Source organism: Roseomonas sp. 18066 (genome assembly GCF_902706185.1).
In the GTDB taxonomy this organism is placed as follows: domain Bacteria; phylum Pseudomonadota; class Alphaproteobacteria; order Acetobacterales; family Acetobacteraceae; genus Pseudoroseomonas.
Genome location: NZ_CACSJM010000058.1, coordinates 1 through 14,020, shown reverse-complemented (window position 1 = coordinate 14,020; position 14,020 = coordinate 1). Strand labels below are relative to the sequence as shown.

General features: G+C 70.7%; 15 protein-coding genes. 4 read left to right on the top strand and 11 right to left on the bottom strand.

The window, feature by feature from the left end:
• The first annotated feature begins 172 nt into the window (after nucleotides 1-172).
• On the top strand, nucleotides 173-760 hold the full coding sequence (locus GVN67_RS13680; protein ID WP_368667240.1) for a recombinase family protein: 588 nt from the start codon (nucleotides 173-175) through the stop codon (nucleotides 758-760).
• Between the two features lie 74 nt (nucleotides 761-834).
• On the opposite strand, the gene GVN67_RS13675 is transcribed toward GVN67_RS13680, so the two are convergent.
• The 3 genes from GVN67_RS13675 to GVN67_RS13665 all read right to left on the bottom strand — a co-directional run bounded on the left by GVN67_RS13675 (nucleotide 835) and on the right by GVN67_RS13665 (nucleotide 3,967).
• Nucleotides 835-1,869, bottom strand: coding sequence for a hypothetical protein (locus GVN67_RS13675; protein WP_159996808.1), 1,035 nt, complete (start codon nucleotides 1,867-1,869; stop codon nucleotides 835-837).
• Nucleotides 1,870-2,268: 399 nt separating this feature from the next.
• The gene (locus GVN67_RS13670) at nucleotides 2,269-3,537 is read right to left on the bottom strand and encodes a site-specific integrase (protein ID WP_159996806.1); all 1,269 of its coding nucleotides are present in this window, start codon (nucleotides 3,535-3,537) and stop codon (nucleotides 2,269-2,271) included.
• A 163-nt stretch (nucleotides 3,538-3,700) separates the two neighbouring features.
• Nucleotides 3,701-3,967, bottom strand: coding sequence for a hypothetical protein (locus GVN67_RS13665; protein ID WP_159996804.1), 267 nt, complete (start codon nucleotides 3,965-3,967; stop codon nucleotides 3,701-3,703).
• Nucleotides 3,968-4,196: 229 nt separating this feature from the next.
• On the opposite strand from GVN67_RS13665, the gene GVN67_RS30040 reads away from it, so the two are divergent.
• From GVN67_RS30040 to GVN67_RS13650, 3 genes are all read left to right on the top strand, one after another.
• Nucleotides 4,197-4,577 carry a helix-turn-helix domain-containing protein gene (locus tag GVN67_RS30040; RefSeq protein WP_235035292.1) on the top strand — a complete coding sequence of 127 codons (381 nt, stop codon included), beginning with the start codon at nucleotides 4,197-4,199 and terminating at the stop codon, nucleotides 4,575-4,577.
• A gap of 41 nt (nucleotides 4,578-4,618) precedes the next feature.
• Nucleotides 4,619-4,843, top strand: a complete 225-nt coding sequence (locus GVN67_RS13655) for a hypothetical protein (RefSeq protein ID WP_159996802.1) — start codon at nucleotides 4,619-4,621, stop codon at nucleotides 4,841-4,843.
• A gap of 181 nt (nucleotides 4,844-5,024) precedes the next feature.
• Nucleotides 5,025-5,216, top strand: coding sequence for a hypothetical protein (locus tag GVN67_RS13650; protein WP_159996800.1), 192 nt, complete (start codon nucleotides 5,025-5,027; stop codon nucleotides 5,214-5,216).
• Nucleotides 5,217-5,499: 283 nt separating this feature from the next.
• On the opposite strand, the gene GVN67_RS13645 is transcribed toward GVN67_RS13650, so the two are convergent.
• The 8 genes from GVN67_RS13645 to GVN67_RS30035 form a co-directional block, all read right to left on the bottom strand.
• Nucleotides 5,500-5,868: a DUF6481 family protein gene (locus GVN67_RS13645; protein ID WP_159996798.1), complete on the bottom strand. Its 369-nt coding sequence runs from the start codon at nucleotides 5,866-5,868 to the stop codon at nucleotides 5,500-5,502.
• 125 nt (nucleotides 5,869-5,993) lie between these two features.
• Nucleotides 5,994-6,206, bottom strand: coding sequence for a hypothetical protein (locus GVN67_RS13640; protein WP_159996796.1), 213 nt, complete (start codon nucleotides 6,204-6,206; stop codon nucleotides 5,994-5,996).
• A gap of 56 nt (nucleotides 6,207-6,262) precedes the next feature.
• The gene (locus tag GVN67_RS13635) at nucleotides 6,263-6,487 is read right to left on the bottom strand and encodes a hypothetical protein (RefSeq protein WP_159996794.1); all 225 of its coding nucleotides are present in this window, start codon (nucleotides 6,485-6,487) and stop codon (nucleotides 6,263-6,265) included.
• Nucleotides 6,488-6,582: 95 nt separating this feature from the next.
• The gene (locus GVN67_RS13630) at nucleotides 6,583-7,599 is read right to left on the bottom strand and encodes a tripartite tricarboxylate transporter substrate binding protein (RefSeq protein ID WP_159996792.1); all 1,017 of its coding nucleotides are present in this window, start codon (nucleotides 7,597-7,599) and stop codon (nucleotides 6,583-6,585) included.
• A gap of 253 nt (nucleotides 7,600-7,852) precedes the next feature.
• Entirely contained in the window at nucleotides 7,853-8,098 is a 246-nt protein-coding gene (locus GVN67_RS13625) for a hypothetical protein (RefSeq protein WP_159996790.1), read from the bottom strand.
• 543 nt (nucleotides 8,099-8,641) lie between these two features.
• Nucleotides 8,642-8,962 carry a glycosyl transferase family 39 gene (locus GVN67_RS13620; RefSeq protein ID WP_235035291.1) on the bottom strand — a complete coding sequence of 107 codons (321 nt, stop codon included), beginning with the start codon at nucleotides 8,960-8,962 and terminating at the stop codon, nucleotides 8,642-8,644.
• A 133-nt stretch (nucleotides 8,963-9,095) separates the two neighbouring features.
• Nucleotides 9,096-12,482 (bottom strand): error-prone DNA polymerase, encoded by a 3,387-nt coding sequence (locus GVN67_RS13615; protein WP_235035290.1) that lies wholly within the window; start codon nucleotides 12,480-12,482, stop codon nucleotides 9,096-9,098.
• A partial coding sequence (locus tag GVN67_RS30035) for a DNA polymerase Y family protein (protein WP_159996784.1) occupies nucleotides 12,479-14,020 on the bottom strand: 1,542 nt, incomplete at its 5' end. The genes GVN67_RS30035 and GVN67_RS13615, both read right to left, overlap by 4 nt.

Below are 14,020 nucleotides of genomic sequence, written 5' to 3'. Positions count from 1 at the left end.
GCTTTTCCATCGCCATGGGAACGGGATCTGGAGCTTGGCCTGACGGGCCCCTTCAGTGAAGGCGGATTGCCGACGAAAGGATTACCTTTTGAGAGGCCATTCCGCGACTTCGTTGACCTAGGGAATCCGCGCCCTTCAGACTCTCAGAAGGTGGTCTCACTCTGGGAGGAAGATGATGGCGCGGATTTTTGGGTATGCACGCGTGAGCACCGGCGACCAAGACCTGTCTCTACAGGTTCATGCACTCCAAGGCGCCGGGGTCGGCAAGGACAACATCTTCACTGATGTGGTGACCGGCGCCCAGGCGATCCGGCCCGGTATCACTGCCCTGATGGCCGCAGTAGGGGAAGGCGACACCATTGTTGTCTGGCGCCTGGACCGGTTGGGGCGGTCCCTCGTTCATCTGGCCGATCTCGCGGCGCAGCTTCACCAACGCGGCGTTGGCATCCGCTCGCTGACCGACGGGGTGGATACGTCCCAGGCAACCGGCCGCCTGATCTACGGCATTCTTTCAACCCTCGCGGAATTTGAACGTGAGACGATCCGGACAAGGGTGCGGGCCGGGATGGCCGCGGCCAGGCGAGCAGGCGTTCACTGTGGGCGCCGTCCGGCGCTGAAAGCGGAGCACGTCGCCCATGCCCGGGAGCGGCTGGCGTCAGGTGAGCCCGCGCGACGGGTCGCCGGGTTCTTGAAGGTGTCGGAGGCCACCCTGTACCGCGCATTGGCGCGCCATCCTCTGGCGCCACCGGCGGCACAGTAGGCACGGACCACCCACAGCAGGGCAGTGAGCCTGCGGAGGGGAGGAGGCAAGGCATCCCGCGGAGAGGGGGAAGGTCACCAAGGGGCGTCATGCTGTTCTTGGCAGCCATCCGCCGATGTCCTGGAGGACCATGGAGGAGACCGACCTTCGCCTCCGCATGGAAGCGGCTTAAAGGATTCCGGGATAGCCGTGCTCCCCAGTGAGATGAGCGCACGCCGCGCGGCCACCACGGCGTCAGCGACTTCATAGGTAGCAGCGATCTCGCCGAAGGTGACGTCATCCCGCCCCCGAACACGGATGGCCGGGCGCATCGTGCCGTCTCCGAAGTCGTGGAGCGTCAGGCACAGCAGACGTGAGCCGGTGCTGGTGAACAGCCGGTCGCGGAGCCTGGAGAATGTTGACATGCGTCGGCGCGGGCGGGTCGTCAGGCGCCCATTCTCATCCTCGACGACAACCAAGCGGTTCCTTTCAAGCTGCCCTTTCCACGCCCGGAACGCGCCGGTGGGGCGAACCATGGCGAGGTGCCGAGTCTGCCGGTGTAACTCCGCCAGGTTCTTCGGCGAGAATGGGACGCCGTCCTCGCTGGCGTCCCGGATCGCCTCGGCCAAGGATTTGCTGGCGTACTGAGCCAAGGCGCCGGGGTACCGCTCGATTTCAGCCGAGCCGCCTGTCAGGGAATCCCACCACGACCAACCGGACGCTTCGAAGTAGCTGCGCATGGCGCGGCAATCCTTCGCGCTGGCACGCACCGCAAGGTGGAAATGGAGGTCTACTTCTGCGCCATGCTGCCCAACGGACCGAATCTCGGCGCCGATCAGGTCGCAGGACAAATCGGGCGCAATACGCTTGCGGCCGTAGCGCAGGCGATCGCCAAGGCGGGCGCTGTCCTGGGCGTGGCTGGCGCGAAGAGACGCAAGCGGGAACACGGACACAGGCGCTCGCACCACCACCTGGATGACCTGCGCGATTCCTTCGGAAGCGCAGAAGGCAGCGTAGTCCCGCCCCCATTTTGCTTTCAGGGCATGGGCTTGGTCCGCATATCCATGCCACCGGCGCCGTTGCCGTCCAAGGTATTCGCGGAGCGCCCCGCAGGTGGCGAGGTCGAGCAAGGAGTCTCCCTCGGCTGCGACGTAGACCTCCTCCTCGCGTAAACCGCCGCGGAGAAGGAGGCGGGCGGCCTCACCGGCTTCATCACGACGCTTGCGGGCCGCGATGGCGAAGGTTGCGTCCCGCTTCCGACCGGCACCGGGAAAGCTCAGGGGCTCAGGAAGCCCAGCACCAAAATTGTTGACGTCGTAGAGTGAGGGAGAGCGGCGGTCCCGAACGAGTGGTTCGGTCCGCCGGGGGTTCAATGACCGCCCTGGAAGGGGGCGGAATCCTTGAGCGTGTTGCCCCGATGGCGCATGCTGGAACCGTCCAAAGAAGAACGCCGGGTGGAGGGCTGGCAGGCCCAGTGATACCCGGCGTTCTATCCTCTCGCGCGGCCCTGGGGCCGCGCAAGGATCGTGTCAGGCGGCCCGGGCGATTTGGACCGGCGGTTCGGGGTCTTCCAACTTCCGCCGCATCTCCGCACTGATGGCGTTCACATATCGCAGCAACGCGGCATCCGATTTGTGCCCCGACTGCCGCTTGAGTTCAGCAATCGTGAAGCCACGGGCGGCGAGCCGCGACAGGGCCTCGTGGCGGAGGTCATGCACATGGAGATCGGAAATGCCCGCGCGTTTCATGGCGCTGTCCCATCGGGTTGCCACAGCATCGCCGTTCAGGCTGAAGACCTTGGCGTCGGGGGTTGGGCGAGCCATGGCCATGATGCGCTGCTGCAAAGCCGCATCGGCCCGACGGGTCAACAGAACCCGACGCTGGGCGCCGTTTTTGGAGGTCGGGCGCCAGCACTCCGGCCCGTCTTCCGTATGGACGCATTGCTTGATGCGGATATCCAAGATCTCCGACCGGCGCATCCCGGTCGCCAGGGCGAGCGAGAAGAAGGCTTCCATCTGTAGGCCGTCCTGCCCAGCCAGCAGCGCCTCGACGATCAGGTCCTCCTCACGAACGATGTTGCCATCCCGGCGGATGGTCCCGAGGCGCCGGTCACGTCCGCCGGGTAGCTTCGGGAGAGGCACGCCCGCAGTCGGGTTGGTCAGCCCCGTCAGCCCCCATCCCCAGAGGTCATCAAATTTTTCCTCTGCGGACGTGGCCGCCAGCGTGTAGAGCGCCGAGATACGGGACAGGTCGTTGCGGATGGTCGAAGCCGCGCAGGTCCGGCCCGCGGCTTTTCCTTTGGTAGTCTTCCGCGTCTTCATCCACGCGATCATGTCACCACGGGTGACCGCCGTCAGAGCCTTGTCGGCCAGACGCACCACCTTTCCGTCGGGATAGGCGATTTCACTCGCTTTCCACATCGCAATACGGGCCCGCTCCTGGCGCCATCCCTTGCGGTGTTCCGTTACCGTCTGGTCGTAGTGTTCCAGGGCTCGACGCAGCGTCCAATCCATCCGCGGGCGTGGGTCCGCGTCGATCTCAGCCTGGGTCGGGGGGCGGGGAAGGATTTCGTCCCCCGCTTTCAGGACTCGTGGCCGCCCGCGGAGAACCCATTCCTCTCGGTTGAATGCCACCCGCCGGGCGTGAGCGTCCTCGATGGCCCGTTCGCATCCCTCGGCCCAGCGTTTCGCGCTGTCCTTGAGATCGAAGGTCGCGGAGACCGTGATGTCTCCACGCCGGACCGTCGCCGTGTACCGGAAGCCGCCTTTACGCTTCCGCTTCTGAAAACTCGTCGCCATCCTGTGCCCCGCAACCAACGTGCAACCAATCATCAGTCTGCGGCTTGTCCTTGGCGGAAAACAGCGAATCCTTGCCGGTTTTGTAAACCGAAGGTCGGGGGTTCGATCCCCTCACCCGGCAAACGCCCTGGCCCCTTTTCCCCCGATTGCGCCGGCCTCGAGCTTACCCGCTGAGATAGGCCGGCACCGCGGCGCGGCCGCGCCGATGCGGCCGGGCCTTCGGATATTCCCGCATCCGCCGCCGGCCCCGGCTGACCTTCTCGGCCTCCGGGCGCAGGATGCAGCGGTCCTGCACCGGCAGGTGGTCGATCGCCCGGTGCAGCAGGTCGAAGACCTCCTCGGGCAGGACGCAGCCGCCCGCGACGAGGGCCTCGAGCTCCAGCACCAGCGCATCGATGGTGGCGCGCGCGACCTTCACTGACGATGCCATGGATCCGCCCTGCATTCCGTTCCCGCTTCAGCATGATCGGTCCGGCGCCCGGCGGTTAACGCCAGAATTGTCGGAATTTGCACCAGGGGTGAGAAAGCGCGGCGGCGGCGGGGCAGCCATGCTGCCACCCTGCCCTGCATGCTCCTTGAAACATCGCCCGTGATGTGTCAGACATCATGAATGCCGGATCGAGCGTCAAGCGCCGTGCATCACGGATGATAGTTGAGGCATGATTTCGGCCAAGCAGATCAAGGCGGCCCGGGTGTTCCTGGAGTGGGAACAGCGTGATCTGGCCGAGAAATCAGGGCTCTCGCTGCCGACGATCCAAAGGATGGAAAAGCTGGGCATGGAGCGCAGCTCCGTGGCCAATGCGCGCAGGGTGCAGGCGGCGATGGAAGCCGCCGGCGTCGACTTCATCCCCGAGAATGGCGGTGGCGCCGGGGTGCGGCTGCGAAAGGCCGAGCTGCCCGGCGGCCAGGTCGCCCATCCCGGCTTCGCCGCGACGATCGGCGTCGCGCTGAATTCGATGCCCGGTCAGCTGGAGTCGCAGCCCCGGGCGGCGAGCCCCGGCGACGCTCCCCGCGGGGAGGCTGAAGCCCCGGAAGACTGAGCGGCGTTAAGGCAGTGAAGCCCTTCCGGAGGATGTCCGACATGGAACAACAGCTGGTCGCGGGCGCCGGGTCGGTGGGGCTGCCGCCGCGGCCCGCCCATCCGGAGGAGGCCTCGGCCCGGGTCGCGGTCGAGCTCGGCGGCGGCCGGTCCTTCGTGGCGACGGCGCGGGCGACGCCGGCCGGCCTGGTCTCGGTCGGGCTGCTGGTGTCGGGCATCCTGCTGTCCATCGCGGTGCTGGTCAGGGCGGCCCGGCCGCGGGCGTGACCTTTGCCCGGGGCCTGCCGGCGCGGATCCGGGAGACGAAGCTGCCCTGCCGCATCCGCTGGATGCGATGCGGCCCGGGCGAATGAAGGAAGGAGTGACAGTCGAACCCCGCTGGCTTGCGCGGGACGCGACATTCTTAATCGGCTTTGCTGCAGGCAGAGCCCCGCAACAGGACTATCCCGTGAGACAGAACAAGATGCCCGCCGAAAGCGCCAACGCGGCCGTGCCCGCCGAGACCGAGGAAGAGATCCTCTATCTCGCCAAGCGGCACCGCGTTTCGCCCGCCATCGTGCGCGAGATCATTCGCCGCGTCGGCTCCAGCGAGCGCAGCGCGGTCGAGCGCGAGATCGAGAAGGGCAAGGCGCGGCGCTAGAAGCCGGCCAGCGCCCGGCTTGCCGCAGCGCCTGGTTTGACGCAACGCCCGGCTTGCCGCAGCGCCTGGCACGGTGTCGGAGCCTGACGCCGGCCGGCGGTGGCGTCCCGGGCGGCTTCGGCCCGGGCAGGTTTCGCGGGGGGGGGGTTCTTCTCCGTCGGGAAGGCCTGGGCCGCATCCCCCGAGAGGACGCGGCGCCCTTGCAGGCCTTCCCTGCCGCCCCTCGCCCTCCCACCCCCGCCGAAAGGCGGGGAGAAGGGCGCGGGGCGGTTCCGCCAGCCGCTTAGCGGCGGCGCGCCTGACGGGCGGCGTAGCGGGCGTCGCGGGCGGCCTTCTGCTCGGCCGGCAGGGCGGCGGCGCGCCGTGCGGCGGCTGCGGCCTCGGCGGCCTTCTCGGCCTCCAGGGCGATCTTCGCCTCGCGCGCGGCGGCCTTCTCGGCGGCCAGGCGCGCGGCTTCCGCCTCGCGGGCGGCCTTGCGCTCCGCATTGCGGGCGTCACGGGCATCGCTGATCGCCTTGCGGGCGGCCTGCTGCTCGATCAGGGCAGGATCATCCGGCCCCGGACGGGCGCGGAACCGCTCGAGCATCGCCTCCTTCGACTTCGCGGCTGTCGCCAGCCGGTCGTTGACGGTGTCGTTCTTTCGTGAATTCATCCTGCCAACTTACAGAAAGCGGTGCTGGATTCATAGGTTGCCTCTGCCTCAGGCAGCGGCTTGATCCAGGCAAAGCCGACAGGGCTGGGATGCGTCCAGCCAGGCCGGCGCGCCGGAGCGGTCCTTCAGTGACGGGGCCCGCTGAAATAGTCGTCGCGCAGCTTGGCGGCTTCGGCCCGCAGCAGGGCCGCGGGGCTGAAGACGATCGGCTTGCGGTCGAGCATGCGCTGCAGCAGGGCGAAGGCGTCCTCGGCCTTGCCCTCCCCGCTGGTCACCAGTTCCTCGATCTCATCGACCAGGGTCTGCACGGCGGTCGTCGATGCTGCGATATCGGGCACGGTGATTTTCCTGCGCTTCATCCAGGACCAGGATGAACACCTGGCTGGGGCTTCTGCTACCCTAAATTGTCGATTCGCCGCATCCACAACCTGTGAGCCTCGAACCGGACCATCGAGCGGGCACCGGCGGGCAGGCCCTGGATGGCGCTGTCCAGCAGCCCGGGCGCCGCGCCGGGCTGCACATCCCCTTGACCGACAAGGCTTCCCACGGCCTCGACCAGGGCGGACGCCACCTCCTGCATCACCATGGAATGCCGGAGGTCAGGCTCGGAGAACAGCAAGGGCGTCACCATCAAGTCGGAGGGAGGTGGCGCAGGAGCACACGCAACAGTTGTGCCGGTCCAGCCACTTCCCTGCGAGCAAAGGTTCGCCCGGCTCACTCCAGCGCGATCTTGCCCTCCCCCAGCACCGCCTTGTAGCGCTCGATCTCCAGCGCCACGAAGTCGCGGAACTCGGCGGTGCGGCGGCTGGCGGGCAGCGAGCCGCCATCCTCGATCACCTTGATCATGGCCGGCGCCTGCATGGCGCGGTCGCTGGCGGCGACCAGGCGGTCGACGATCGGCTGCGGCAGGCCGGGCGGCCCGAAGACGCCGACCCAGCTCATCGCGTCGATGTCGCCATAGCCCAGCTGCTGCAGCGTCGGCAGCTCGGGGTAGCGGGCGATGCGGGCCAGCGTGCCGGCCGCCAGCGGGCGCAGCTTGCCCTCGGCGATCTGCGGCGCCACCGCGCTGACCCCGTCGATGGTCATGCTGACGCGGCCGGCCAGCAGATCGGCCATGGCCGGCGCGCTGCCGCGATAGGGCACGTGGGTCAGCTCCACCCCCGCCTTCTGCGCCAGGGTCGCGCAGGCCAGGTGGTGCACCGAGCCGATGCCGGCCGAGGAATAGGTGATGCTGCCAGGGTTCTTCTTCGCCGCCGCGATCAGCTGCTCGACCGAGGTGAAGGGGGAGCTCGCCGGCACCACCAGCAGATGCGGGTGGACGGCGATCTGGGCGATCGGCGTCAGGTCGCGCAGCGGGTCGTAGGGCAGGTTGCTGAACAGCGCCGCCGCCACCGCGTTGGGCGTCGAATGGCCGAACAGCAGCACGCCGCCATCGGGCGCCGACTTGGCCACCGCATTGGTGGCGATGGTGCCGGAGGCGCCGGAGCGGCTCTCGATGACGAAGGGCTGGCCGAGCTCGGCGGCATATTGCTCGGCGACGGCGCGGGCGACGATGTCGGTGAAGCCGCCGGGGGCGAAGCCCACCATCATGCGCACCGGCCGGCTGGGCCAGGCGCCCTGCGCCGCGGCCGGGCGGGCGGCCCCGGCAAGCAGGGCGCCGCCCAGCAGGGAATGGCCGAGGCAACGGCGGCCCAGAAGGTGGCGGCCCAGGAAGGCGCGGGTGGTGGTCATGCGGCAAATCTCCGGTCGCCGCGAGGCTATCCTTCCCGCCGCAGTGCAACAATGCGGGGCGCGGCCGGATTTTGCGGTATCGGGACCGCCGCTGCCCAGGCGCTGGGCAGGCCGCGCCCAAGGCTTGGGCCGGCCGGCGCCAGCCACGGTGCAGCGGCCAAGCAAGGCCCCTGCCCTGGCCCTGGCTCTGGCCACGCTCTGGCCCTGGCCCTGGCCCTGGCCGGGATGACGCCGAATTAACCCGGGCGCCGGGTCACTCGGCGGCGAGCTTGGGGGTCATGACATCCGCCGGGCCGTCGGTCTGCTTCTTCAGCAGGATGTCGCGCACGGCCAGGCCGGTATTGGTCAGCATCCAGTTGCGGTTCAGCAGGCCGGCGGCGCGCAGCCGGTCGGCCACGGCCAGGCCGATCACCTCGCTGACCACGGCATCCGCCTGCGACGGCTCCAGCCGCTGGGCCAGCCTCTGGGCCAGGCTGTCGGCCCTGGTGGGGTGAACCATCGGCTAGGCCCCGTGCGACAGCCCGGCCGGGGCCGCGGCGCGCGACCCGGGCGCCCTGTTCCCCGCGGAGTGATCGATGAAAATGATGTCCGCTCCTTTCTGGAATGCCGCCATCGAAGCACCATTCTGGCCGCCGGGGCGCGTTGACACGAATCACCCCTTCTTGCGGGCTCATCGGCGAGGTGGTGCCGGTGTGCCATCGCAAAAGAGGCATCGTGGAGTGTTTTTTTAAACAATTAACCGGGGCGTTATGTGACGGTTTACCGCACCGTCAGCAAGGCCATTTCGATGCGAAAGCCGCGCATCCCGCGGCTGTGTTCGGAAGCGGCCGCGTAGCGGATCGGCGGCCATGGCGGCGACGGCAACGAGGGAGGGGATCGAATCTATTCCGTCGGCCCCACGCGGCGGCCGGTCATCTTTTCACACGTCATCTTTCCGCGTGCCGCAACCGCCAGTGGCAGCCCGCCCTGGCGCCAGCACGCAAAAAAGCCGCGCCGGGCGAGCTGCCCGGCGCGGCGTCGGCCACCATCCGGCGGCGAGGGTTCAGCCGCGGGTGCTGCGCGGCCCGGTGCCCGGGCCACCGAAGGCCGAGGCGGCATTGCCCACCACCAGCGGCAGGCCGGGGCCGCGCGCCTGGCTGGTCGCCACCGGCTCCTCGGTCAGGGCCGCGGTGGAGGCGCCGGCCGAATTGCCGACCCGCAGCGGCAGGCGGGCATCGGCGCTCTGCGTCACCGGCATGGAATAGGCGAAGGGGCTGCCGATGGCCGAGGCATTGTTGGTGTTGTCGTAAAGGTCGGCGGCGCTGGCCAGGCCCGGGGCGATGGCCAGGCCGGCGGCAACCAGAAGGGCGGAGATCTTGGTCATGGTCGTCATCCTCGTTTGCGTTGCGTGGGCAGGCTGTCCTGCCGTCGATCCAGAGAATGGGGTGGCAACCGATCAATAGGAAACTTGGAATCCTGATGGATACCATCAGCCAGAATGATGCAACCCATCCCGCTCAGCGGAAATCGCGGCTGCGCGGCAGCCGGGCGCCATCCGGGCCGCGGCGCTGGGGTGGCGTCTCGCCGCGGGAAGCGGGCGGCCCGCCATGCCGCACCTCGTCGCCCGGGCCGAGGTTGCGGTCGGCCCAGCCGGGGTCCCAGCGCCGGGTGCCGTCGGCGGTCTCGCCCAGCATCAGCCCGTCCAGCAGGGCGGTGCGGTCCTCCAGCCGGCCGACCAGCAGGTGGATGATCGGGACGGCCGAATGGGCGTCCTCGCGCTCCACCCGCCCCTCGGCCAGCAGCAGCCGGCTGCCGACCAGCGCCGCCCGGTCGCGCGCCGCGACATCGGTGTAGACGACCAGGTTGGCCTCGCCATGCTCGTCCTCGAGCGTCAGGAAGATGATGCCCTTGGCCGAGCCCGGACGCTGCCGCATCAGCACCAGCCCGGCGATCCGCAGCCGGCTGCCATGCCGGGCATGCTGCAGGGCGCGCATGTCGGCGCAGCCCAGCCCCTGCAGCGTCGGGCGCAGCAGCGCCAGCGGGTGGCGCCGCAGCGTCAGGCCGGTGGCGACGTAATCCTCGACGATGGCCTCGCCCTCGTCTTCCTCCGGCAAGGGGGATTGCGGCTCGGGCAGCAGCGGCGCCTCGCCGGACAGCACGCCGCCGGCATGGGCGGCGCTGAACAGCGGCAGCTCGCCCAGGCTGTTGCCGCGGGGGCCGCTGCCGAGGCCGCGCGCATCCCAGGCGGCGCGGCGGCGCCCGGCGCCCACCCCGGCGAAGCCATCGGCCCCGGCCAGCGCCACCAGCGCGCCACGGCCGAGGCCGGCGCGCCAGGCCAGCTCCTCGACGCCGGCGAAGGGGGCGCCGTTGCGCGCCCGGCGGGCGTCGAGGATGCGCGCCGCATCCTCCTCCGCCAGGCCGCGCACCAGCCGCAGCCCGAGGCGCAGCGCCAGCCCGTCGGCGCTGCCCGCCACATCCTCCATGGCGCAGTCCCAGTGGCTGGCATTGATGTCGACGGGGCGGGTCTGCACGCCGTGCTCGCGGGCGTCGCGGATGATCTGGGCGGGGGCGTAGAAGCCCATCGGCTGGCTGTTCAGCAGGGCGCAGGCGAAGATGCCGGGGTGGTGGCATTTCATCCAGGCCGAGGCATAGACCAGCTTGGCGAAGCTGGCCGCATGGCTCTCGGGGAAGCCGTAGGAGCTGAAGCCGCGGATCTGCTCGAAGACGCGCAGCGCGAAGTCTTCCTCGTAGCCGCGGCCGACCATGCCGCCGACCAGCTTTTCCCGGTAGCGCTCGATGCTGCCATCGGCGCGGAAGCTGGCCATGGCGCGGCGCAGCTGGTCGGCTTCTTCAGGAGAAAAGCCGGCGGCGACGATGGCCAGTCGCATCGCCTGCTCCTGGAACAGCGGCACGCCTTCCGTCCGGTGCAGCACGTCGTAGATCTCTTGCTGGTTGCCGCCCTTGGGCCCGGGAAAGGTCACCTTCTCCAGCTTCTGCCGCCGGCGCAGATAGGGATGCACCATGTCGCCCTGGATCGGCCCCGGCCGGACGATCGCCACCTGCACCACCAGGTCGTAGAATTTTTCCGGCCGCAGCCGTGGCAGCATGTTCATCTGCGCCCGGCTTTCCACCTGGAAGACCCCCAGGCTGTCGGCCCGCTGCAGCATGCCGTAGGTGGCAGGACATTCCTTCGGCAGGCTGGCGAGATCGAGGTCCCGCCCGTGATGCCGCCGCAGCAGGTCGAAGCCGCGGCGCAGGCAGGACAGCATGCCGAGGCCGAGCACATCGACCTTCAGGATGCCCAGCGCGTCGATATCGTCCTTGTCCCATTCCAGGACGGTGCGCTTCTCCATCGCCGCCTTGCCGACCACGGCCAGCCGCACCAGCGGCCCGCGGGTGATGACGAAGCCGCCGACATGGGTCGCGGTGTGGCGCGGGAAATCCAGCAATTCCCCCGCCAGCTGCAGCGTCATCGCCAGGCGCGGGTCGGAGAGGTCGAGCTTCTCCTCCGCCGCCAGCTCCTCCATCGACATCTCCCGCCCCGGGCCCCAGCTGGCCTTGGCCAGGCGCGCGGTGACATCCTCGCTCAGCCCCATGGCGCGGCCGGTCTCGCGGATGGCGCTGCGCGCGCGGTAGCGGATCAGCGTGGCGCAGATCGCCGCCCGGCCGCGGCCGTAGCGTTCGTAGAGATGCTGGATCACCTCCTCGCGCCGCTCATGCTCGAAGTCGATGTCGATGTCGGGCGGCTCGCCGCGCGAGGCGGAGACGAAGCGCTCGAACAGCAGGTCGTGCTCGGCCGGATCGACGGCGGTGATGCCCAGCACGTAGCAGACCGCCGAATTGGCCGCCGACCCGCGCCCCTGGCACAGGATCGGCGGCACCCGGCTGCGGGCGAAGCGGACGATCTCATGCACCGTCAGGAAATAGGGCGCGTAGCCGAGCTCGCCGATCAGCCGCAGCTCATGGGTCAGGCGGCGGCGCAGATCGGCGACGATGCCGCCGGGCCAGCGCTCGGCGATCGCGGCCTCGACCCGGCGCGCCAGGCTCTGCTGCGCGTCCAGCCCGGGATCCAGCACCTCGTCCGGATATTCGTAGCGCAGCTGGTCGAGCGAGAAGCCGCGCGTCGCCTGGAACAGCTCCAGGGTGGCCGCGATGGCGCGGGGATGGCGGGCGAACAGCCGGGCCATGGCGGCCGGGGATTTCAGCCGGCGCTCGGCATTCGGCTCGGCGGCCAGGCCCAGCGCGTCGACGGTGGTGCGCAGCCGGATGGCGGTCAGCAGGTCGGCCAGCCGCCGCCGCCCGGCCGCGTGGTAGCGGATGTCGTTGCCGGCCAGCAGCCGGGCGCCGGCCCGTTCCGCCAGCGCCGCCAGCCGGTCGAGCCGCTCGGCGTCGTCGCCGGCGAAAGGGCAGCTGGCATAGAGGAACAGCGGCATCACCAGGCGGCGCCGCAGGGCGCGGGCCACCAGCTTCAGCCGTTTCGCGAAGCTGTCGTCGGGCTTGGCCGGCGGCACCGCGGCCAGGGCCCAGCCGCCTGGGCTTTCGCCGGCGGCGGCGACCATCTGCTCCAGCGTGACATGGCATTCGCCCTTCGGCGCCTCCATCCGTCCGGCCGAGAGCAGCGCGGTCAGCGCGCCATAGCCCGCCCGGTCGGCCGGCCAGGCCAGCCATTCGCTGCCATCCAGCAGCCGCAGCCGGCAGCCCGGCATGAAGCCGATTTCCTGTCCTTCCTTGGACACTTCCTTCGCCGCGGAATGGCCGCGCACCACGCCGGGCAGCCCGTTCAGGTCGCAAAGGCCGATGCCAGGATGGCCATGGGCGGCGGCGGTGCGCACCAGCTCGTCCGGATGCGAGGCGCCGTCCAGGAAGGAAAAATTCGAGCGGGCGGCGACCTCGACATAGGTCACGGCAGGTGGCCATGCAGCAGCCAGCGCCCGCCGGACCGGCAGAGCCAGAGCCGCTCGCCCGAGGCCAGCTCGACCCGGTGGTAGTCGCGCCGCGGCGTGCCGGGGGCGGCGCGCCACCATTCGGGCTCCCGCCGCATCGGGCCCTGCCGCGCCACCACCGCCTGCAGCCCGCCGCGCCAGGGCAGCTGCAGCGGCAATTCCTCGGGCAGGCCCGCCGGCAGGTCGAGCAAGGCGGGCTCGCGCAGCAGCAGCACCGGCGCGGGGGCCGCGCCCCAGCCGGGCGGCCGCGGCGGCGCCCCGGCCTGGGCCGGCAGGGCGCGCTGCATCCGCTCCGGCCAATGGCTGGGCTGCGGGCCGGGGCGGCGCAGCCGCAGCCGCTGGCCCAGCCGGTCGAGCAGCTGCGCCAGCGCCTCCGCCGCCGCGGCGTCGCCCGCCTCGCCCAGCCGCAGCCCGGCCTGGCGGCCCATGGCCAGCGGGTCGGCCGCCCAGGCCTCCAGCGCCATCCGCTCGAAGCCGAGCTCCGGCCGCAGGCTGCCCAGCGGCTCGGCGAACAACCGCCGCAGATGCGCGGGCTCGCGGCTGGCGAGGCCGGTGCCAATCGCCAGGGCCTGCAGCGTGCCGTCGCCGCGCCAGGCGGTCAGGTTGAGCCGCCGCGCCCCCAGCCCGGCGCCATGCAGCCGCGCGCAGAGGGCGGCCAGCAGCCGTTCCAGCACGGCCTCGATCCCTGTCCGCGTCACCACCGGCTCGAGCAGGGACAGCGTGACGCGCAGGTCGGGCGGCGGCACGGCGGGGGTCAGCGGCAGGCTGCGGCGGCCGGCGGCGGCATCCAGCGCCTGCATGAAGTCCAGGCCGAAGCGGCGCTGCAGCGGCCCGCGCGGCTGGCTGAGCAGGTCGTCCAGCCGGCGCAGCCCGAGGCGGGACAGCGCCGCCTGCAGGCTGTCCTGCAACCGCAGCGCCGGGCCGATCGGCAGCGGCGCGACCATCCGCGCCTCCAGCCCCGAGGGGATCACCGGATTGTCGCGCCGGGCGCGGGCCAGGGCGCCGGCGGTGCCCGGCTGCCCCGCCACCGCCCCCCGCGCGGCGATGCCGGCGGCGCGCAGCCGGGCGCGGGTTTCTGCCAGCAGCGCCTGCTCGCCGCCGAAGAGATGCGCGCAGCCGGTGATGTCGAGCAGCAGCCCGTCCGGCGGATCGACCGCCGCCAGCGGGGTCCAGCGCCGCGCCCACAGCGCCAGCGACTCCAGCGCCGCGGCATCGGCCACGGGGTCGGCGGGATGCAACTGGAGCTCGGGGCAGATCGCCTGGGCATCGGCCAAAGCCTGGCCGGCATGCAGCCCGATGCGGGCGGCGGCGTCATCCACCGCGGTCAGGGCGCGGCGGCTGCCCTGGCGGTCCCAGGCGGCCAAGGGCAGGTCGCGCGGCAGGTCCGGCAGGGCGCGGCGCAGCCGGTCGGTCGGCAGCTCGGGCAGGTGCAGCGCCAGGAAGCGGCGGCCGCCCGCGAAAGCCAGCCCGGCAGAGGGTTCCGGGGGGGGTTCCGGGGG